Source organism: Flavobacterium sp. KY-23415, assembly GCF_055384985.1.
This window is the reverse complement of the sequence record NZ_AP044001.1, coordinates 1,400,061-1,416,346: the sequence shown is the minus strand read 5'-3', so window position 1 is coordinate 1,416,346 and position 16,286 is coordinate 1,400,061. Positions and strand designations below refer to the sequence as shown.

The 16,286-nt window shown below is 31.3% G+C and carries 12 protein-coding genes; 1 reads left to right on the top strand and 11 read right to left on the bottom strand.

Going from position 1 to position 16,286, the window contains the following annotated elements; translation table 11 throughout:
• Position 1: 1 nt before the first annotated feature.
• On the bottom strand, positions 2–3,583 hold the full coding sequence (locus ACZ49Z_RS06290; protein WP_464307337.1) for a hypothetical protein: 3,582 nt from the start codon (positions 3,581–3,583) through the stop codon (positions 2–4).
• A gap of 519 nt (positions 3,584–4,102) precedes the next feature.
• Here ACZ49Z_RS06290 and ACZ49Z_RS06285 point away from each other — a divergent pair.
• A complete protein-coding gene (locus tag ACZ49Z_RS06285; RefSeq protein WP_464307336.1) occupies positions 4,103–4,801 on the top strand; it encodes a S24 family peptidase in 699 nt (232 codons plus the stop codon).
• Positions 4,802–4,946: 145 nt separating this feature from the next.
• Here ACZ49Z_RS06285 and ACZ49Z_RS06280 read toward each other — a convergent pair whose 3' ends face one another.
• From ACZ49Z_RS06280 to ACZ49Z_RS06235, 10 genes are all read right to left on the bottom strand, one after another.
• The gene (locus ACZ49Z_RS06280) at positions 4,947–5,282 is read right to left on the bottom strand and encodes a hypothetical protein (RefSeq protein ID WP_464307335.1); all 336 of its coding nucleotides are present in this window, start codon (positions 5,280–5,282) and stop codon (positions 4,947–4,949) included.
• A 58-nt stretch (positions 5,283–5,340) separates the two neighbouring features.
• Positions 5,341–5,784: a hypothetical protein gene (locus ACZ49Z_RS06275; protein WP_464307334.1), complete on the bottom strand. Its 444-nt coding sequence runs from the start codon at positions 5,782–5,784 to the stop codon at positions 5,341–5,343.
• A 234-nt stretch (positions 5,785–6,018) separates the two neighbouring features.
• A complete protein-coding gene (locus tag ACZ49Z_RS06270) occupies positions 6,019–6,573 on the bottom strand; it encodes an REP-associated tyrosine transposase (RefSeq protein ID WP_464307333.1) in 555 nt (184 codons plus the stop codon).
• Between the two features lie 190 nt (positions 6,574–6,763).
• Positions 6,764–7,087, bottom strand: a complete 324-nt coding sequence (locus tag ACZ49Z_RS06265; RefSeq protein ID WP_464307332.1) for a YrhB domain-containing protein — start codon at positions 7,085–7,087, stop codon at positions 6,764–6,766.
• Between the two features lie 19 nt (positions 7,088–7,106).
• Positions 7,107–7,376, bottom strand: a complete 270-nt coding sequence (locus ACZ49Z_RS06260) for a hypothetical protein (RefSeq protein ID WP_445712371.1) — start codon at positions 7,374–7,376, stop codon at positions 7,107–7,109.
• 4 nt (positions 7,377–7,380) lie between these two features.
• Positions 7,381–8,484, bottom strand: coding sequence for a zincin-like metallopeptidase toxin domain-containing protein (locus ACZ49Z_RS06255; RefSeq protein ID WP_464307331.1), 1,104 nt, complete (start codon positions 8,482–8,484; stop codon positions 7,381–7,383).
• Positions 8,485–8,702: 218 nt separating this feature from the next.
• Complete coding sequence (locus ACZ49Z_RS06250; RefSeq protein WP_464307330.1) at positions 8,703–9,257, bottom strand: REP-associated tyrosine transposase; 555 nt, start codon at positions 9,255–9,257, stop codon at positions 8,703–8,705.
• A gap of 278 nt (positions 9,258–9,535) precedes the next feature.
• A complete protein-coding gene (locus ACZ49Z_RS06245) occupies positions 9,536–9,835 on the bottom strand; it encodes a hypothetical protein (protein WP_464307329.1) in 300 nt (99 codons plus the stop codon).
• Between the two features lie 22 nt (positions 9,836–9,857).
• Positions 9,858–12,224 (bottom strand): hypothetical protein, encoded by a 2,367-nt coding sequence (locus ACZ49Z_RS06240; protein WP_464307328.1) that lies wholly within the window; start codon positions 12,222–12,224, stop codon positions 9,858–9,860.
• Positions 12,225–12,301: 77 nt separating this feature from the next.
• Positions 12,302–15,967 carry a hypothetical protein gene (locus ACZ49Z_RS06235; RefSeq protein WP_464307327.1) on the bottom strand — a complete coding sequence of 1,222 codons (3,666 nt, stop codon included), beginning with the start codon at positions 15,965–15,967 and terminating at the stop codon, positions 12,302–12,304.
• Positions 15,968–16,286 lie beyond the last annotated feature (319 nt).

Sequence of the window (16,286 nt, the reverse complement as noted above, 5' to 3'; positions counted from 1 at the left end):
ATTAGGCGGCTCCTTCTTCTACAGGTCTAGCTCCCCCCACAAGACCATCTGGGTCGGTTGTTGTGGTGCTATTTTGACTGTTTCCTAATACTACATCGTTTCCGTTGGTATCTACATTTTGTTTAATGGGGTTTCCATCTGAACCAAATAGTAAATGATCGTCGCAATCGGTATTGCAAGGCAATCCTTGCACGTTTAAACCAATGCTTCCTGCTTGTATTACTGTTAAAGAAGTAGGTACTCGGCTTTCCCAAGTTTCTTCCACTTCTCCTTCCTTAACGCGAAGCTCTTCTATGATGGAGACGAATAGTTCATCGTCCATTGTTGGCACTTGTCCACCATTCCATACTTGTCCCGTTGCCATATACCAGTTAACGGCTTCTTCAAACCCTGGACGCACTGTAAGAATTACTCTTGCCATTCCGCTTTGTAAAAAGGCTCTAAAAGTAGGGTCGTCTATATCGTTAATGTTATATAAACTTGCCCAGTTTTCTTTGCTTGCCCAATAGAATGGGTAGAAATTATAGCTCATTAAATCCCACTCAAAAGCTTGTTCAAAGAATTTCACTTTTCCTGCATAGGTTCCTAACAGTGGTGCATCATACTTCACATGCGTGTCTGTAACATGGCTTCCTGTAATTAATGATTCTTTTCCTAATGCTTCTTGACTAATTAAATATTCGATACAATTTTTTCTTAAAACCATGTTTTCTATCTGACGATAAAAAGCAGGGTTTGTTTTCGCTTTTTCTGCTTGCATCGATTTTAATTCGGCTAATTTTGCGTTGTATTCGGCTAATTTTTCTTCATATGCTCTAATAATCGTATTGAATGTTTCAATCTGCCAACTTTTATAGTATGAATCTTCCATTTCACAAATTAATGAAACTGAAATATTTGTTATATAAACATTTACATGTGAAAGAGAAACAGGAACTTCTTTTCGATAATCATTTATTGGGAAAAACTGACCGTCTGTATTAGAAAGCAAACTACTCTGATTAATATCTCTAAAAACATTACCAACAATTAAATAACTTCTTTTCCATCTGTTATCTATATGAGTTGGCGTTGGAGACATATAAGACTTATATACTACCTGAACCTCTTTTGAAACATATCCGTCTGGTATCTTAATACTGTCTGTTTCAGCTTTGGCAATATCAAGAGTGTGTTCACCATATGTAAATGATTTACCTACCTTTATTTTTGTTTCAGGTTTTGGACTAACATTCGCATTGTACTTAATTGCCCAATATTTATAGTTCTCGTCAAAACTGCTATCTAGTTTTAATACTGGGTTCTCTTTTGATTTTCTAGGATCAATAGGTTTTTCAAGTATGATGTTGTATTTTTCATTTTTAGAGTTTTCTGATGCTACATTATGAAAATTAGCAGGTTCAGGAATCATGAACTCATACATTAGTCGTTTTCCATAATTCACAACTTTATTTTTGTAGATCTTGTCGATCCAACGATATACACCCGAAACATGACTGTCTCCTTTTCTGTTATCGAAACCATGTGTGTTTTCTTCTGAATATTCTTCAATAATCTTAGAAATACGTTCCTCTTTAGCCTTTTTAACAACTCGGTCTAATGCTCTTTCTGTAATTTCTTTAGCATGGGTAACCGCTTGCGAATTGGACTCTTCAGACGTGGTGTTGGTGGCAAAATCGGCACCAGCATTTAAAGAGTATCCTGCAGCTTGGTTTGAATAACCTGCGTTAACAAATACCCCTTGATGTGTGTCTTCAGCCAATAGAGAACTCACTTCTTGGTTCATTTCGAAACGATCGGTCGTTGAGGTATCTGTCAGTTTTTCAATTTCTTGTTCTTTGCTTGTTGTAGTTGTATCTTCAGACCTTCTTAAACGGCGGGTTGTTTTTTCTTTATATTCACGAGCCATTATGTTTTCTACATGCGATACTTCTCCAGGAACGTAGCAACACACTTCTTGTTCTACTTTTCTGTAGTCTGCAATTCCCAAACGGTTAATGCCATAACCAGAAGGAATATAGTCTAAACTATTGTTAGATTGGTTGCCATTATCGCCAATGTCAGTATTCCCTAATGTTAGTTCATAGGTGCCTTTGCCCGAAACGGTATAACTAATTAATTCTCTTGTGGCACTTCTAGTTATGCTTGCATTACCACTAAATACTATTTTGTCATCATTCTCCAAAATGAAAGTACCCGATAATTGGATGTTTTTGCTTGTTGACAGGTCAATTCCATCTGTGAAAATTTTAACAGCTAGTTTTCCATTATTAATTTCGCTTTGGAAGGAAATCGCTTCAACAGGAACAGAATTATTATCTATAATTAGTTTGTAATTTGAAGAAACGACATTTTCTAAATTTGGAATTCCACTAAATAATAATTGCAAAGAAGTGGTTCCATTAAAATTAAGACCAGTATTTGTTAACACAAAAACATTGGTAATGTTGGTTGTGTTAGCCACTGGAAGCAAAATGCCATTTGCGCTTACAATTGCTTGCGATAATTGATTGTTAGCAAATAACGTTTGGGTTGTTGTGCCCACTTCTTGTTTTAATTCATTGATTACTTCATCAAAAGAAGTATAACTGTTCTCTGCTACAATTTTTTCCACAACTTGTAAAGTAGTAGTAGAAACACGACTGCTAAGTGTTTCAGAATCTAGTTGCGCTGCTTTGTTAAAGCTGAAAGTAGGCAAGTTTAAGTTTTCATATTCAACAATTGTTTTTTCCGTATTTGTTACCGGATCTATAATTGTTTTTTCTACTTTAGTTGCTGCTGCATAGGCTTCTTCTACATTTTGTTGATGGCATTTGCAGGCTTCATCATAGGCAATTTGATTTTCCTTTTGATAGGTTTTTTCAGCCCTCTTTAATTCATCTATTGTGGCATTTAATTGAGCAATTTTTTCGTTTGCCTTAATCGTTTCTACTTCTTTTGTTAATTGATCTATAGTCGCTCTGTTTGAAGTAGCGGTTTTAGCACTTACCGTTGAAGCGATTTCTGTTTTTCCAAATAGTATTTTTGGCATGATTACTCTAGCTTGTGCTAATTTTCTCAAGAGCGCTACTTCACCTTTTATGGATGTATAGTTTTGAAGAAAAAAATCGGCAACCAAAACAGAGAGTATTGCGTCTCTAAGATAGGCAGATTTAGATGTTACTATTTGAAAGAATAGATTGTCCCAAAGTTTGATTAGTGAATCGTTATCAATTTTTTCTGTCTCACCAAGTTCTGTAATTTTTTTGGAAAACGATTCTAATGTTAGCGTAGCTCTGTTTTTGGTTAACCAGATGGAAAAATCATAGATTTTTTGCGAAACCAAACCTTTTTCTACAAGTACTTCTTTTTTTAATAAAGCTACAGCTTCATATTCTTTTGAAACATCTTTTAATAATTGATTTTTATTCTTTTCTGGATTTCGAGCAATTTGTTCAAGAAAGCTACTTTGAAAAACTTCATTTGACGTTTTTTCAGCTTCAGGATGTTTTACAAAACCTGCTTCTACTTTTTCTTTTTCAATTAACTCGGGTGCTCTCATGGTTACAAATCTGAAGAGCGTGTTTTTAATTTGTGTACTCATTTTTTTATCTTTTATTTTAAAATTTGATAATAAGCTGCGCATCTTATTATTTTTAAAAGAATATATTCTAATTATTAAGCTTTAAATCATAATAACACTGCAAATGTAAAAGAAAATATTCAATATAACAAATAAAATACAGAAAATATTCTTAAATATGCCTAATTGTTTGATTATTTACGCATTTAAAAAGAAAATATTCTTTTTTAATTTGATTTTATTCTTTTTTTAAATTGATCTTGGTTAATGTTTTAGAAAAAGCAGTAATAATTACCAATATAATCTTTCTTAGATCTCCCTATTTTTTTTAGGATTAAGAAAAAAAGGATTTTTAGTATTGCTTGATTAGGGAAAAGGTCTTAGATAATGTCGTCGTAAAAGGGTTGATTCTAAATTTATTGGATTAGAATCTTAACTGTAAGATCTGGGGTTGAAATATTTTTTAAATGAAAAAAATCTGATATTTTTATTTATATTGAAAATTTTCATATTTTTGTTTAAATTTTAAAGACAAAAATCATGGTTTCAGAACGTTTAGGTCAATATATAGAAAAAAAAGGATTAAGTTTTTATGCTTTTGAAAACAGTTTAGGTGCTGGTAGAGGTAGCATTTCTAAAGCAGTTAAAGAAGGAAAAAGTATCGGTTCTAATGTTATAGAAAATATTCTATCGATCTATACTGATTTAAATCCGATATGGTTATTAACAGGCATGGGTACTATGTATAAAGAAGAAGAAGATTTTTTATTGAATAAAAAGATAGAAACCTATGGTCTTCGTACAGACAAAAGTATCGATGGTCAACAAATTCCTTTATATGATATTGAAGCAGTTGCTGGTTTGGTACCTTTGTTTCAAGACAGAACAACACAAACGCCTTTAGATTATATTTCGATACCTAGATTGCCAAAATGTGATGGGGCAGTTTATGTAACAGGAGACAGTATGTATCCTTTATTAAAAAGTGGTGATATTGTTCTTTACAAAGAAGTAAATGACATTAGAAATGAAATTTTTTGGGGAGAGATGTATTTGTTAAGTATGGACATGAGCGGAGAAGAGTATATAACTGTAAAGTACATACAAAAATCGGAACAGCCAGGATTTGTGAAATTAGTAAGTCAGAACAAACATCACCAAGATAAAGATGTTGAAATGACGAAAATAAAAGCATTAGCCCTAGTAAAAGCAAGCATAAGAATTAATTCTATGCATTAATATAATAGAGAAAAGGCTGTGCAATCTGCACAGTCTTTTCTCTATTATAATGTAAATAATCTAAGTTATTTTTTTAGAAAATAAACTAATTCATGTTTTTATATTAAACTAGCTTTTGTAATTTTTAGTAGTAGCTAAAATAGATTTATTTATGACTATAGGTTTCTATTTCGGGATACCAATAACCCCTTAAACAAGGCTCTAATGCATCATTTTCATATGCTCTTACATAGTGTTCTTCAGGGTAAGCTGTTCCAAAAATAACAATTCTACCTGTAGCTTTTTCTACTAAAAAAGGCCCATTAAAAACAAAAACAGTTCCATTGACTCTATCATAATCTTTTTTTGCAAAATAATGATAAATATTTCCATACGGTTTTTTGTCGAATCCGTCAAAAAACATTAATTCGGTTTTCATTTCATTCTCTAAAAATGACAAATATTTATTTGCAATTTGTTGTATTTGTTCATCTGTTAACATAATGGTTTCCTGCCTTTTTGTATTAATTTTTTTTAGAAATTATCTTAACTAAAACAATTTAATTTAATGGTGTATTTAATAGAGTGTAAGTGTCTTTCTGAGGAAAATTCAAAACTTGAGATTTATTAAATATAATACTATCTATTCCTTTAGTAGTTTCTTCATTGTATATTAAAATATTTGGTATTTCAGACATTATTTCCTTTAGAAAAGGAATGAGCATTTTATCTTCATAAGTATACTCAATGCTTATCATAATTCCATAATTATTAATTCCATAAAGATTGTTAAATGTATCGTTATAATCAGATTTACAGCTAATTCTAACGCTTAAATAATCATTTGAATTTTCCTTAAACAAACCAATATCAGTAATATCATATTCTTCAGAGTACGACTTTCCAGTTTGATAAATTAACTTCTTTGCAATTTTTTCAATTACGATAATTAATTCTGTCGTTTTTAAATATTCTTTACTTATGATGTTAATTGTATTTCCCATTATCTTAAATTTTTAATTTGTTGTAAATCTGTTATAATTACCACACCTTTTCTTTGAAGTGCTTTAAAAACTGGATGTGTAATATCAATTGCATTATCTTTAAATGATTTTATTGCCAAAACACATTTTCTGCCATTAAGATTTATATAAACCAGATCGCTCCGATTTACTCAACGCATTTCTCAACACAACAGTTAGCGCGGAAATGTTTTCCGAGCCCATTCCTATTGGCTTTTAAAACAAAGATAAAAGTATCACTTCTAAATCATTTTCTAATCCAGCATAATTTCTAGCAGAACTAAAATAATAATCTTCAGGCATTACTACAATTTGATCTTTTACAGGATTAAGATGAATATATTCCAATTTTTGTTTTAAAAATTTATTGCTAAAAATATGTTCTGCGTGATATCCATCTTGCCAAATTTTATACGTTTGATGTCTTTTTAAATGTTCACAAGATTTTTTAAAATAATCCAATATCCATTTGCGTCTGCTCTCGGGTTGGTCAATGATAGTTTGAATAATTTTCTTGGAAGTAAATTTTTTGAAATCACGAATAATATCACTTAGTATAAAACCTTCTGTGGCTTTACAAAGTATATGTATGTGATTTGACATAATGCAATAGGCATAAATCTCCAAACCTTTGTTTAATTGACAATATTGCAGTGCTTTGATGATGTTTTGCTTTTGACTTAATCGTGTAAAAACATCTATCCAACCTACAGTTGTAATGGTAATAAAATAACACTCTTCTGTTGTAGTGGCTTTGTATTTTGTCGACATGGCTTATATAAATATTTATTACAAAACTAAAAAAACACAATTATAATTGTGTTTTTTTAGTTTGTTTTCTTGTCTTTGAGGGCACGGAAAGCATTTCCGCGCTAACTGTTGCGTTGAAAACTAAACGCTTATATTCGGATTGTATAAATCCGAGCTATCGGGTTTGTTTATTATCTTCACCACCCACAAATTATCTTGAGCCAAACCTATCTTCATCAGGATACCAATAACGAGTTAATGTCCTTTCTATTGTACCATTTTCATAGTCTTTTAATTGATTTTCTATTGTGCCTAAAGTCCCAAATCTAACAACTCTTCCTGTCTTTTTTTCAACTAAAAACGGACCATTACCAACCAATTGTTTGTCTGGATTTGCTGTGAGAAGGTATTCTTTAGCATCAAATAAATAAATATTTCCATAAGGTTTTTTAATTATTTCATCAGGATAAATTAACATTTCTATATCATTATCTTTTTCTAATCTTTGTAAATAACGTTCTGCTATTTGTAGCATTTGTTCATCTGTTAACATATTATTTTTCAAAATTTTCATATGATTGAGGACCAATAATCTCGATTAGATTATGATTTTTTTCGTCGAAAGATGCATAAAAAATCCAATCTGAGTCATATTGTAAGTCTGAAACGGAAACCATATAGGAAACTATATGAAAATTTCTTATTGTACCATCAATATATCCCGATTCTCTTAAACCTTTATATCTAATAGAATCTTTGTAATATTCTCTATTATTATCTTTTAAAAAATTTCTTAATTTTTCTTCTAATTTCTGTTCTATCATAATTTTAAATTTTAGGTATTGGAATGTTTCTAGTCTCTAATTCTAAGACTACGAATCTATCAAAATATTGAAAAGCATGTCCATACGGCGGAGTTGATACTTCTTGTGGGTTCAAATTATATTTTTTTGCACTCTCAACTAACCTATCGTAGACATATTTTTCTCTTTTATAAAGCCTAATCCAATTTTCATTTGTCCATTGATCTTCTTTTATACCTTTTAAAGGTGCGTTTTTCACATATTCGGTAAAACCTATTTTATACATTTCTTCTGCATGAAAAGATTCATGAAGCATAAAATATTCTGTAACATCATCTTTGTATAGAATCGTATTGGTGTTTGAATCAAATTGTGCTAAAATACCTGGTTTATCAAAACTATCTACTTTTTCCAGTTTGGTACCATATTTTTTCAATAAAGTTTTTGCCCATACATCTAAATCTGCTTGTGATAAAATTTTTCCACCATATAATCCTTTACCTTTTATATTATCCAATGCAACTTCAAGAAGCTCATCTACATATTTTTCAAGCTTTTTAACATTCAGTTTATTTAATGCCGTTTGTAGTTTTTCTGTGATTTCATCTACCTTACCAGCCATCAAAGAAACACCCTTGTATATAACGGCTAAGGTACCCTCTGCTCCTTTTACAAATATAACACCTAATTTTTGAAGTTTTTCAGCATTTTTTAATTCGGCAAATTCCTTAATACCTATTTCTAGTATTTCCAAACCTGTTTTATTAAAATTGGGTATTTCTATACTGTATATAGCTTTGGTGGTAAGGTCTTTAATTTTCTTATAGACCTCAGGATTTGTAATAATCTTACCAGGTACTTGTAACAACCTTGCTCCAGATTTTAGCATTTTTGGCCCATAGGTGGTAACTGCTTTTATAGCAATAGGACTGAAAGTTGCTACACTACCAACGGTATATATTTTTTCCCAACTTTCTAAAAACGCTTTTCCTTCTTCACTTCGTTTTAAATTTTCTTTTTCGCCTTGCACAATAATATCTATATAGGCCAATCCTATATCTGCAATGGCAGCATAGAGCATCAATGAACCCACACTAGAGATTAGAGCAGCTGGTCCCAATACTAGCATAAGTATATTTGTTCCCTAACGAACACCTTCATTAACTTTTTCCCATTCCTTAACATCTGAAGCATATTTTACAAAAATTGCTGGGACATTCATTTCTATAGCTTCTCCCTTGTCATTATATCGTGTAAATTTTAACCAGATCGTTCCGATTTACTCAACGCATTTCTCAACACAACAGTTAGCGCGGAAATGCTTTCCGTGCCCATTCCTATTGGCTTTTAAAACATAGATAAAAGTATCACTTCTAAATCATTTTCTAATCCAGCATAATTTCTAGCAGAACTAAAATAATAATCTTCAGGCATTACTACAATTTGATCTTTTACAGGATTATGATGAATATATTCCAATTTTTGTTTTATAAATTTATTGCTGAAAATATGTTCTGCGTGATATCCATCTTGCCAAACTTTATACGTTTGATGTCTTTTTAAATGTTCACAATATTTTTTAAAATAATCCAACATCCATTCGCGTCTGCTCTCAGGTTGGTCAATGATAGTTTGAATAATTTTCTTGGAAGTAAATTTTTTGAAATCACGAATAATATCACTTAGTATAAAACCTTCTGTGGCTTTACAAAGTATATGTATGTGATTTGACATAATGCAATAGGCATAAATCTCCAAACTTTTATTTAATTGGCAGTATTGCAGTGCTTTGATGATGTTTTGCTTTTGATTTAATCGTGTAAAAACATCTATCCAACCTACAGTTGTAATGGTAATAAAATAACACTCTTCTGTTGTAGTGGCTTTGTATTTTGTCGACATGGCTTATATAAATATTTATTACAAAACTAAAAAAACACAATTATAATTGTGTTTTTTTAGTTTGTTTTCTCGTCTTTGAGGGCACGGAAAGCATTTCCGCACTAACTGTTGCGTTGAAAACTAAACGCTTATATTTGGATTGTATAAATCCGAGCTATCGGGTTTGTTTATTATCTTCACCACCCACAAATTATCTTGAGCCAAACCTATCTTCATCAGGTATTTTTCATAGCACCTCAAAAAAATGAATAACCGTATTTCATTATATTTCTTGTACTTTAACCAATATTTATATATTCATAATCATCAAAATTTATCAATTTTAATTCACTAAGAATAAATTTGGCTCTCTCTATTTCCCATTCACCATTTATGTAAGGAATTAATGAACTCAATTCATGAATTATATCTTTAATTTCCTCTTTCTCCAGATCATGAGAAAATCTAAAATTTGATAAATTTACCAAGCCCTGTTTTTCAAAAAGTGGTAGCCAATATTCATGAAATAAATCATAAGTTGAAATTGGAATCTCACTTATAATACCTTTCTTCGTTTTTTTTATGATGCAATATGCCATTTTTAATCTGTTTTTTAAAAGTTTATTTACCAAATTTAGATGTAAATTCCCAATTTGGAAACTCTTTCTCTAATAGTTTTATCTGATTTGAAACTGCTTTTTGAATTCCAATATCAGTTTCTAAGACGTGAAACATTAACTTTCTTATGTGTCTAATTTTTTCAATTTTAGGTGCAGAACCAATAGGTAATCTCGGGCGAGTAGATTTTGCTTTTTCCAGAGCTTTAATTCTATTATAAGTTTTCTCATAAATTTGTTTTTTAGCCCAATTTTCAAATGTAGACCAAGGTTTACCAGTTATAGGGTTTATATTTCTAAGTATTCCTTCAGCTGATTTATCTTCAACAAATAACCTTCGATTATGAAAAATCTCATCAAATTCCCCAATTGGCTTTCTAGTTTCATCCAAAATTTCGATTAGTTTATATGATTTATTTAACCAAATATTATCTAAAACCTCAATTAATTTACTTCCACTAGCTTTCCAAGCTTCTTTTAAAGTTTCTCGAACTTCCTTAGCTGTTCCACTCGCAATTTCTTCTCCTTTATAAATTACAGCATAACCTTTTACTTTTCCATCAAAACCAATTCCTTTTATAAAAGTTGTTCCAGCTTTTTGTAATCGGGTAATATTTGCAAATTCAATTCTAACTCCTTTGGAAATTATTGTTTCTTCTACAAAAAGAATTTCTTTAATTGTATTCTTTGTAAAATTAGCAATATTTTTTTCAATAATTATTTTAAATATAAAGGCTCTTACAAAATTTTTAAATTCTGCCTTCACTGTGCCATTCAATACTTTTATTCCTATTTTGAAAATTTTATCTAATAGTAATGGAGTTGCTGCTACAGCACCCCCTATTAAATAAATTTTACTCCATGTTTCTAGAAACTCTTGCGAAAGTTGGTCTTCTACCAACGCAATTATAGTATCGGTAGTAGCCAGCGCAATATCTACCCCTAGCATCAGGGCTACTAATGGACTAGCAGAACCAAAGGAAGCAACCGAAAGGGCTATAACAAATATATTTGCACCTATACGAACTGCTTTTAAAATCTCAGCCAATTCTTCTCTTGAGGCTAAATCATGCAAGAAAATAGCGGGTACAACCATAGGAATTGATTTTGAATGAGTTGAAGCCCCTTTTTTACCAAGATCATAAATGGTAACCATTTCTAGTGGATCATAATATTGACCTTCTTCTAAATCTTCATCATACATTAAAGGATAGTACGCAAAATTTGGCAATGGAATCATTGTTATCAATTTTGTTCTTTCCTGTTTTAAAAAATATTGGGTTTCATTAAAATCTAAAGCTCCTATGGCAGATGTATTGACCTTATAGCCATCACCAATAAAAAATGTTTTCGAAGCAAATTCTAACTTATCATAATTCGCATAACATAAACTTACTAGGAAAGAGGCAAAAATGGTTTTGTTGGCCATTTGAGTTCCTTCCCAAACGGAAGTTCCATCTAATGCATGATAGATTTTTTTTAATTTCTCAGGATTGTTTTTAAAAAAAGTATATAAATCGACACATTTTTCTTGTGTATTAAATCCTCTTAATGCATTGATAAATGCAGAACTTCCATCTACATAGCCGCTCCAAAAACCATCCACATCATAACTTAATATGAATTGCAAATAGTTTATTAACTCTTCGCTAGTGAAGTTTTCAGCAATCCAACTTGGAGCATTTTCAAACAGAAACACAATTTCTTCTTTATCTTTGGTAGCTTTTAATGCCGCCACCATTTTTTCTGTTATTTTCTCTTTTATATGATCAGAATAGTTTGAGTCAATTTCTTTTATTAAATAGGCAAAGTCGGTTAAGTTTTCCGTTTGAAAAATAATCGCTCTATATTTATCATTTATACTAAAATCATTCGGATTTGATGTTGATTCTACTTCTTTTCTAAATTTTTCAGTATTGACATAATAAAATGACAACTGTGCAAAAATCTTATTTCTTTTTGCATCTATGTCTATCTTATGACCCCATTGGGAATCGATGAAATCTATTCTTCTATTAAGTTTGGCTTGTAACGCTGTTTCTATTGTTTGACCAAATTCGTTTTTATAGGTAAATGGGATGTTGTTAGCGGTAATTTTCATTCTTTGAATTGTCCCACCTTCACCATCTCTTGTGTTATATGTGCGAATAGTTGGTTGTCTTTCAAAATCGTTCCATTTGAAAATGCATTTAGGATTTGTGTTTACTTTGTTTATTAGCTGTAACAAAGCAGGGAAGTCAACCCCATCTTTTTCGTTGTTTCCATAAAAGTCGTCTTTATAAGCATTTTTAGAAGCTTGAGGGTTAACAGATCCTAATGTGTTTTCAGGCAGTCTTAATGCTTTTATTTTTATTTTTTTAGGCTGATCCATATTTCTTTTTATTTCACTTAATTTTTTTAATGAAAATTTAGCGGTGATTGAAACACCGCTAAATTTTATGAAACATCCTAATTTTTAGGTAACGTACTTTCAGTTTTATCTGATCTTAACAAATTTGCTTCATCCAGTCTAAAGCTAGAATTATTTTCCAACTCGTTTGGATTTTCGCATTGTTCTGGGTCATTTTCTGGGAAAATAGGTAAAGGTCGTTCTACAGGTAAACCAGTGGACTTATCTTGTAGGATGGTTAATGTAGAAGGTAATTTGGTAATCCAGTATTTTCCTTGTGGTTCGCCTACTGGAGCTTTCATTTCATCTACAATACTCATGTATAATGGGTCGCCAATTACAGGTACTTCCCCTCCGTTCCATATTTTTCCAGTGGTCATGAAAAACTGTACGGCATCTTCAAAACCAGGTTTCACGGTTACAATCACTCTGGCTAATCCTGCTTGTAAAAAGCTTCTAAACAAAGGATCTACTGAATCTGAAATGTACATTTCTTTCCACATTGCTCTTTTTGCCCAATAGTAGGAGTAAAAAGTATAATCCATAACTTCCCATTCAAAGGCTTGTTCCATGAACTTGGCTAAAGCGGTATATTTGTCTAGGTCTTCTCCTAAAAGAACTTGAAAATCTTCCATTTTATCGCCTTGCGTAAAGCTTGTTCCTAAAATATTAGCATAATCTTGTAATAAGTAAGCAATACAATTGTGTTTTAACACATCGTGTTCCATGTAGCGATAAAATTGCCCCATTTTATCTTTTGCTTCTTGTTCTTTTTTCTTTTGCTCTTCGTCTAATTTTGCTTGTTCTTCTTTAAAGTTAGCATATGCTTCTTCATAGGCATTAATTATAGCATTGAAGTTTTCTTTTTTCCATTGTTCAACATATTGACTGCTCAATTCACAATTGACTGTTACAGAAATATTATAATTATCAACATTATGTCCTTTTACTCCAAAATCAACATTGCCACTTACATTCAAGCCAAAAATATCTTGTTCAAAATTAACACTCCCATATTTAAGTTTACTGATAAAACCTCCTTTAAGGTTACTATATTCCATTAGTGAATATCTAGATCCATATATTCCACCACCTTTATTTCTCTTTGAATTACAAATAAATTTTGCGTTTTTGCCTATATAATTTTCTGGAATTTCAAAACTTGTGTAATCTGGACCAAAACCATTATCTGTATCTGGACGACTAATTGCTTGATGTAGTACCTGTTTGGTGTTTGGTAAAATTGACGTTACCTCTACTTTATAAATTTGTGCCCAATATTCAAGCAATTCTTTTGTAGCTGTTTTAGCATCTATCATTTTTAGGCTATCTTCTGCTTTTCTTGGGTCGATTGGAGCGGTAAGAATTTGTGCTTTAGATGTTGCCAATGCAAGTCGATGTAATTTCGCTGGCTCTGGAATCATAAACTCAAACATGGTGCGTTTACCGTAGTTATAAATCTGATTTTTATATTTAATGTCAATCCAACGATAAACTCCTGAAATATGCTTTGGCTGTGCTGCTTCTGCATTGTCGGTTTCGGTTACTTTTCCTCTGTTGTCAAATTCATGTACGTTTGTTTCGGTATATTCTTTAATAATTTTTTGTACACGTTCTTCCGAAATTTTAGTCAACACTCTTTCCATTGCTTTTTCAGTAACTTCTTGCGATTTCATTACTGCTTGGCGGGTGCTATCATGTTGTGCTGTGTTATTGGCAAAACCACCTGATATTTCGAAATTATAAACCCCAGTATCATAGCTAAATCTTGTGTTGGCAGTTATGCTCTTTTGCTTGTCAATTTCCTTAGCAATTTCAGTTTGCATGTCGGTTCTTGAAGTCTTAGAGGTGTCTGAAAGTTTCTCGTTTTCTTGAAATTTTGAAGTGGTATCGGTTACTTCTGAATAATCTCTAGAAACTGAGGATTTGTGTCTTAGCTCACTAGCCATTACATTTTCTATGTTAGAAACTAAGCCTGGCACATAGGCATGAACGCTTTGAACTACCTTTAGATAATCTGCAATACCTAATCGTTTAATTCCAAAGTTTTTTCTTGTAGAATCAGCATTCTGTGATGTGTTTTTATCAATAGCTTTCAATAATAGCATTCCTGTTTTTACAGTGTTGTATGCAATAGTGTCTATTTGTGCAAAGACTTCTCTTTCGTTTGTGAAAACAATTTCGATTTTGAAACTTGGAGATGCTTTGAATTTTTTAACTAAAACAGGTGGGAAAACGATTCTGTTGTTTCTTACAAGTAGGTTGCTATAACTTTCTTCATAATGACCATAATCTGTATCGGCAATGATCTTCGCAGTGGCAACGTTCCAAGTAGTGTCTTCTACTTCAAATGAAAAACTTATAAAAGCTCCCGATCTGTCTAACCCAATTGTAGCAGCATAGGCAAGTGGTGTTCTTTCAATGTTTTGATTGACAGGGATAGTTGCTCCACCTAAGTTAATATAGTGTTCTTGTTCTAAAGGAGTATTGTTTAGCGTAACTTGTGTTAAACTAGAAATTTCCTCTTGAATTTTTGTTAATACATCGTCTATTGTTTCATAATCATCGTTAATTTGTATTAAGCTCTCGCCAACACGCATTTCTCTGTTAGATAGAATTTCTAAGTTTTCAGCTGTTTTTTGTTCTGAAATATTTTGTATTTCAGTGTTTACAACTGTTTCTATCATTACGTCAAATGATTTTGAGGATAGCCTAGTGTTAAATTCGGCAACATCAATTTCATTTTTATATGTAAATTCATGTGGAGCAATAGCTAGATTGTTTATTTTTTCATACAAAGGCAGTAATTCTTCTTCTGAAGCTTTTTGTTCTACTAGATGTTCAATTTCATTTGTTATTGTTTCATATTCATTTAATGCCGATTTGTTTTCTTCAAGATAGGTGTTATAAGATACTTTATATGCAGCTTCCTTTTGTTTAAAAAATGATTTTTGGAACGTTTTTAATTCGTTTTCTAATTTTTTAAGACTTTCTTTTTTTAGAATCGCACTTTGAACTTGTACAGTTGCTTGTGCTTCGTTGATTAATCGAAGTTCTGTAGTTTTTGATAATGTTGTAGTTGCACTTCCTTTTGCTGCTATTTGGTTGTTAGGAATTTCGTCTTCAACAAACAGTTCTTTTGGTAAAACAATTTTACCGTTTAATCCGTTTTCGAATGTTTTTTCTCCATTGACTCTTTTGAAATCCTCATCTATGGTCATGCTTTGTGCAAAACCTAAATGAATGGCTTTTAAAATATCTGTAACAGCTTCTTTAATGTAGAAATCTTTTTGAGAAATGGTTTGATAAATCAAGTTACTCCATAGCTTTTCAAATATCTTTATTCCTTCTTCTGTTATCTCCTTATTGGTATCAATAAGACTTTTATAAAAATCTTTTGCAAATTGCCAATCTGTGTCGGTTAGTTTTTCTTTTCGGCTTATTTTTCTCCCTATGATTAATAATTGACCAAATGGCCCTTCTTCTAATTCTTTTTCAGATTGGAAGGCTGTTTTTTGAAATTCTGATGTTTTAACATAAGCTTCCAAAGCGCTAATCTTACCACTATTAGCTGGTCGGTTTTTAATAACAACATCAAAAACACCAGTTGCTCCTTTTGGTCTTTGAATAAAACCTAAGTTTCTGCTTTTAATTTCGGTTAATTGTGGGTTTCTTAAACTCACCATTCTAAATAGCGTTTGTGACGCATCATTTTTTGTTGACATATTGATTTAATTTAAATTTATTTTTGTTAATTATTTTGGGGTAAATTCCTGTTTTATATGGTTTTACGTTTCTTTTCTGTAAAGCAATTAGGCATAGCGTTTCCTTGCTGAGTAATTCTTGTTTTTAAGAATAATTCAGTTTTTAAATTAATTGTGTAAAGAATTTATAATGGGTGAAGTCTTATGCTGTAGTGCTTATTGCATTCTTGGTATAATGATCTTTTTAATACACAGATGTATCGTCTTTCACTTTAATAGTCGGTATATTTTAAAGAATGAAAAAGATTTTTATGAATCGTTGTAATATTTTACATTTAAA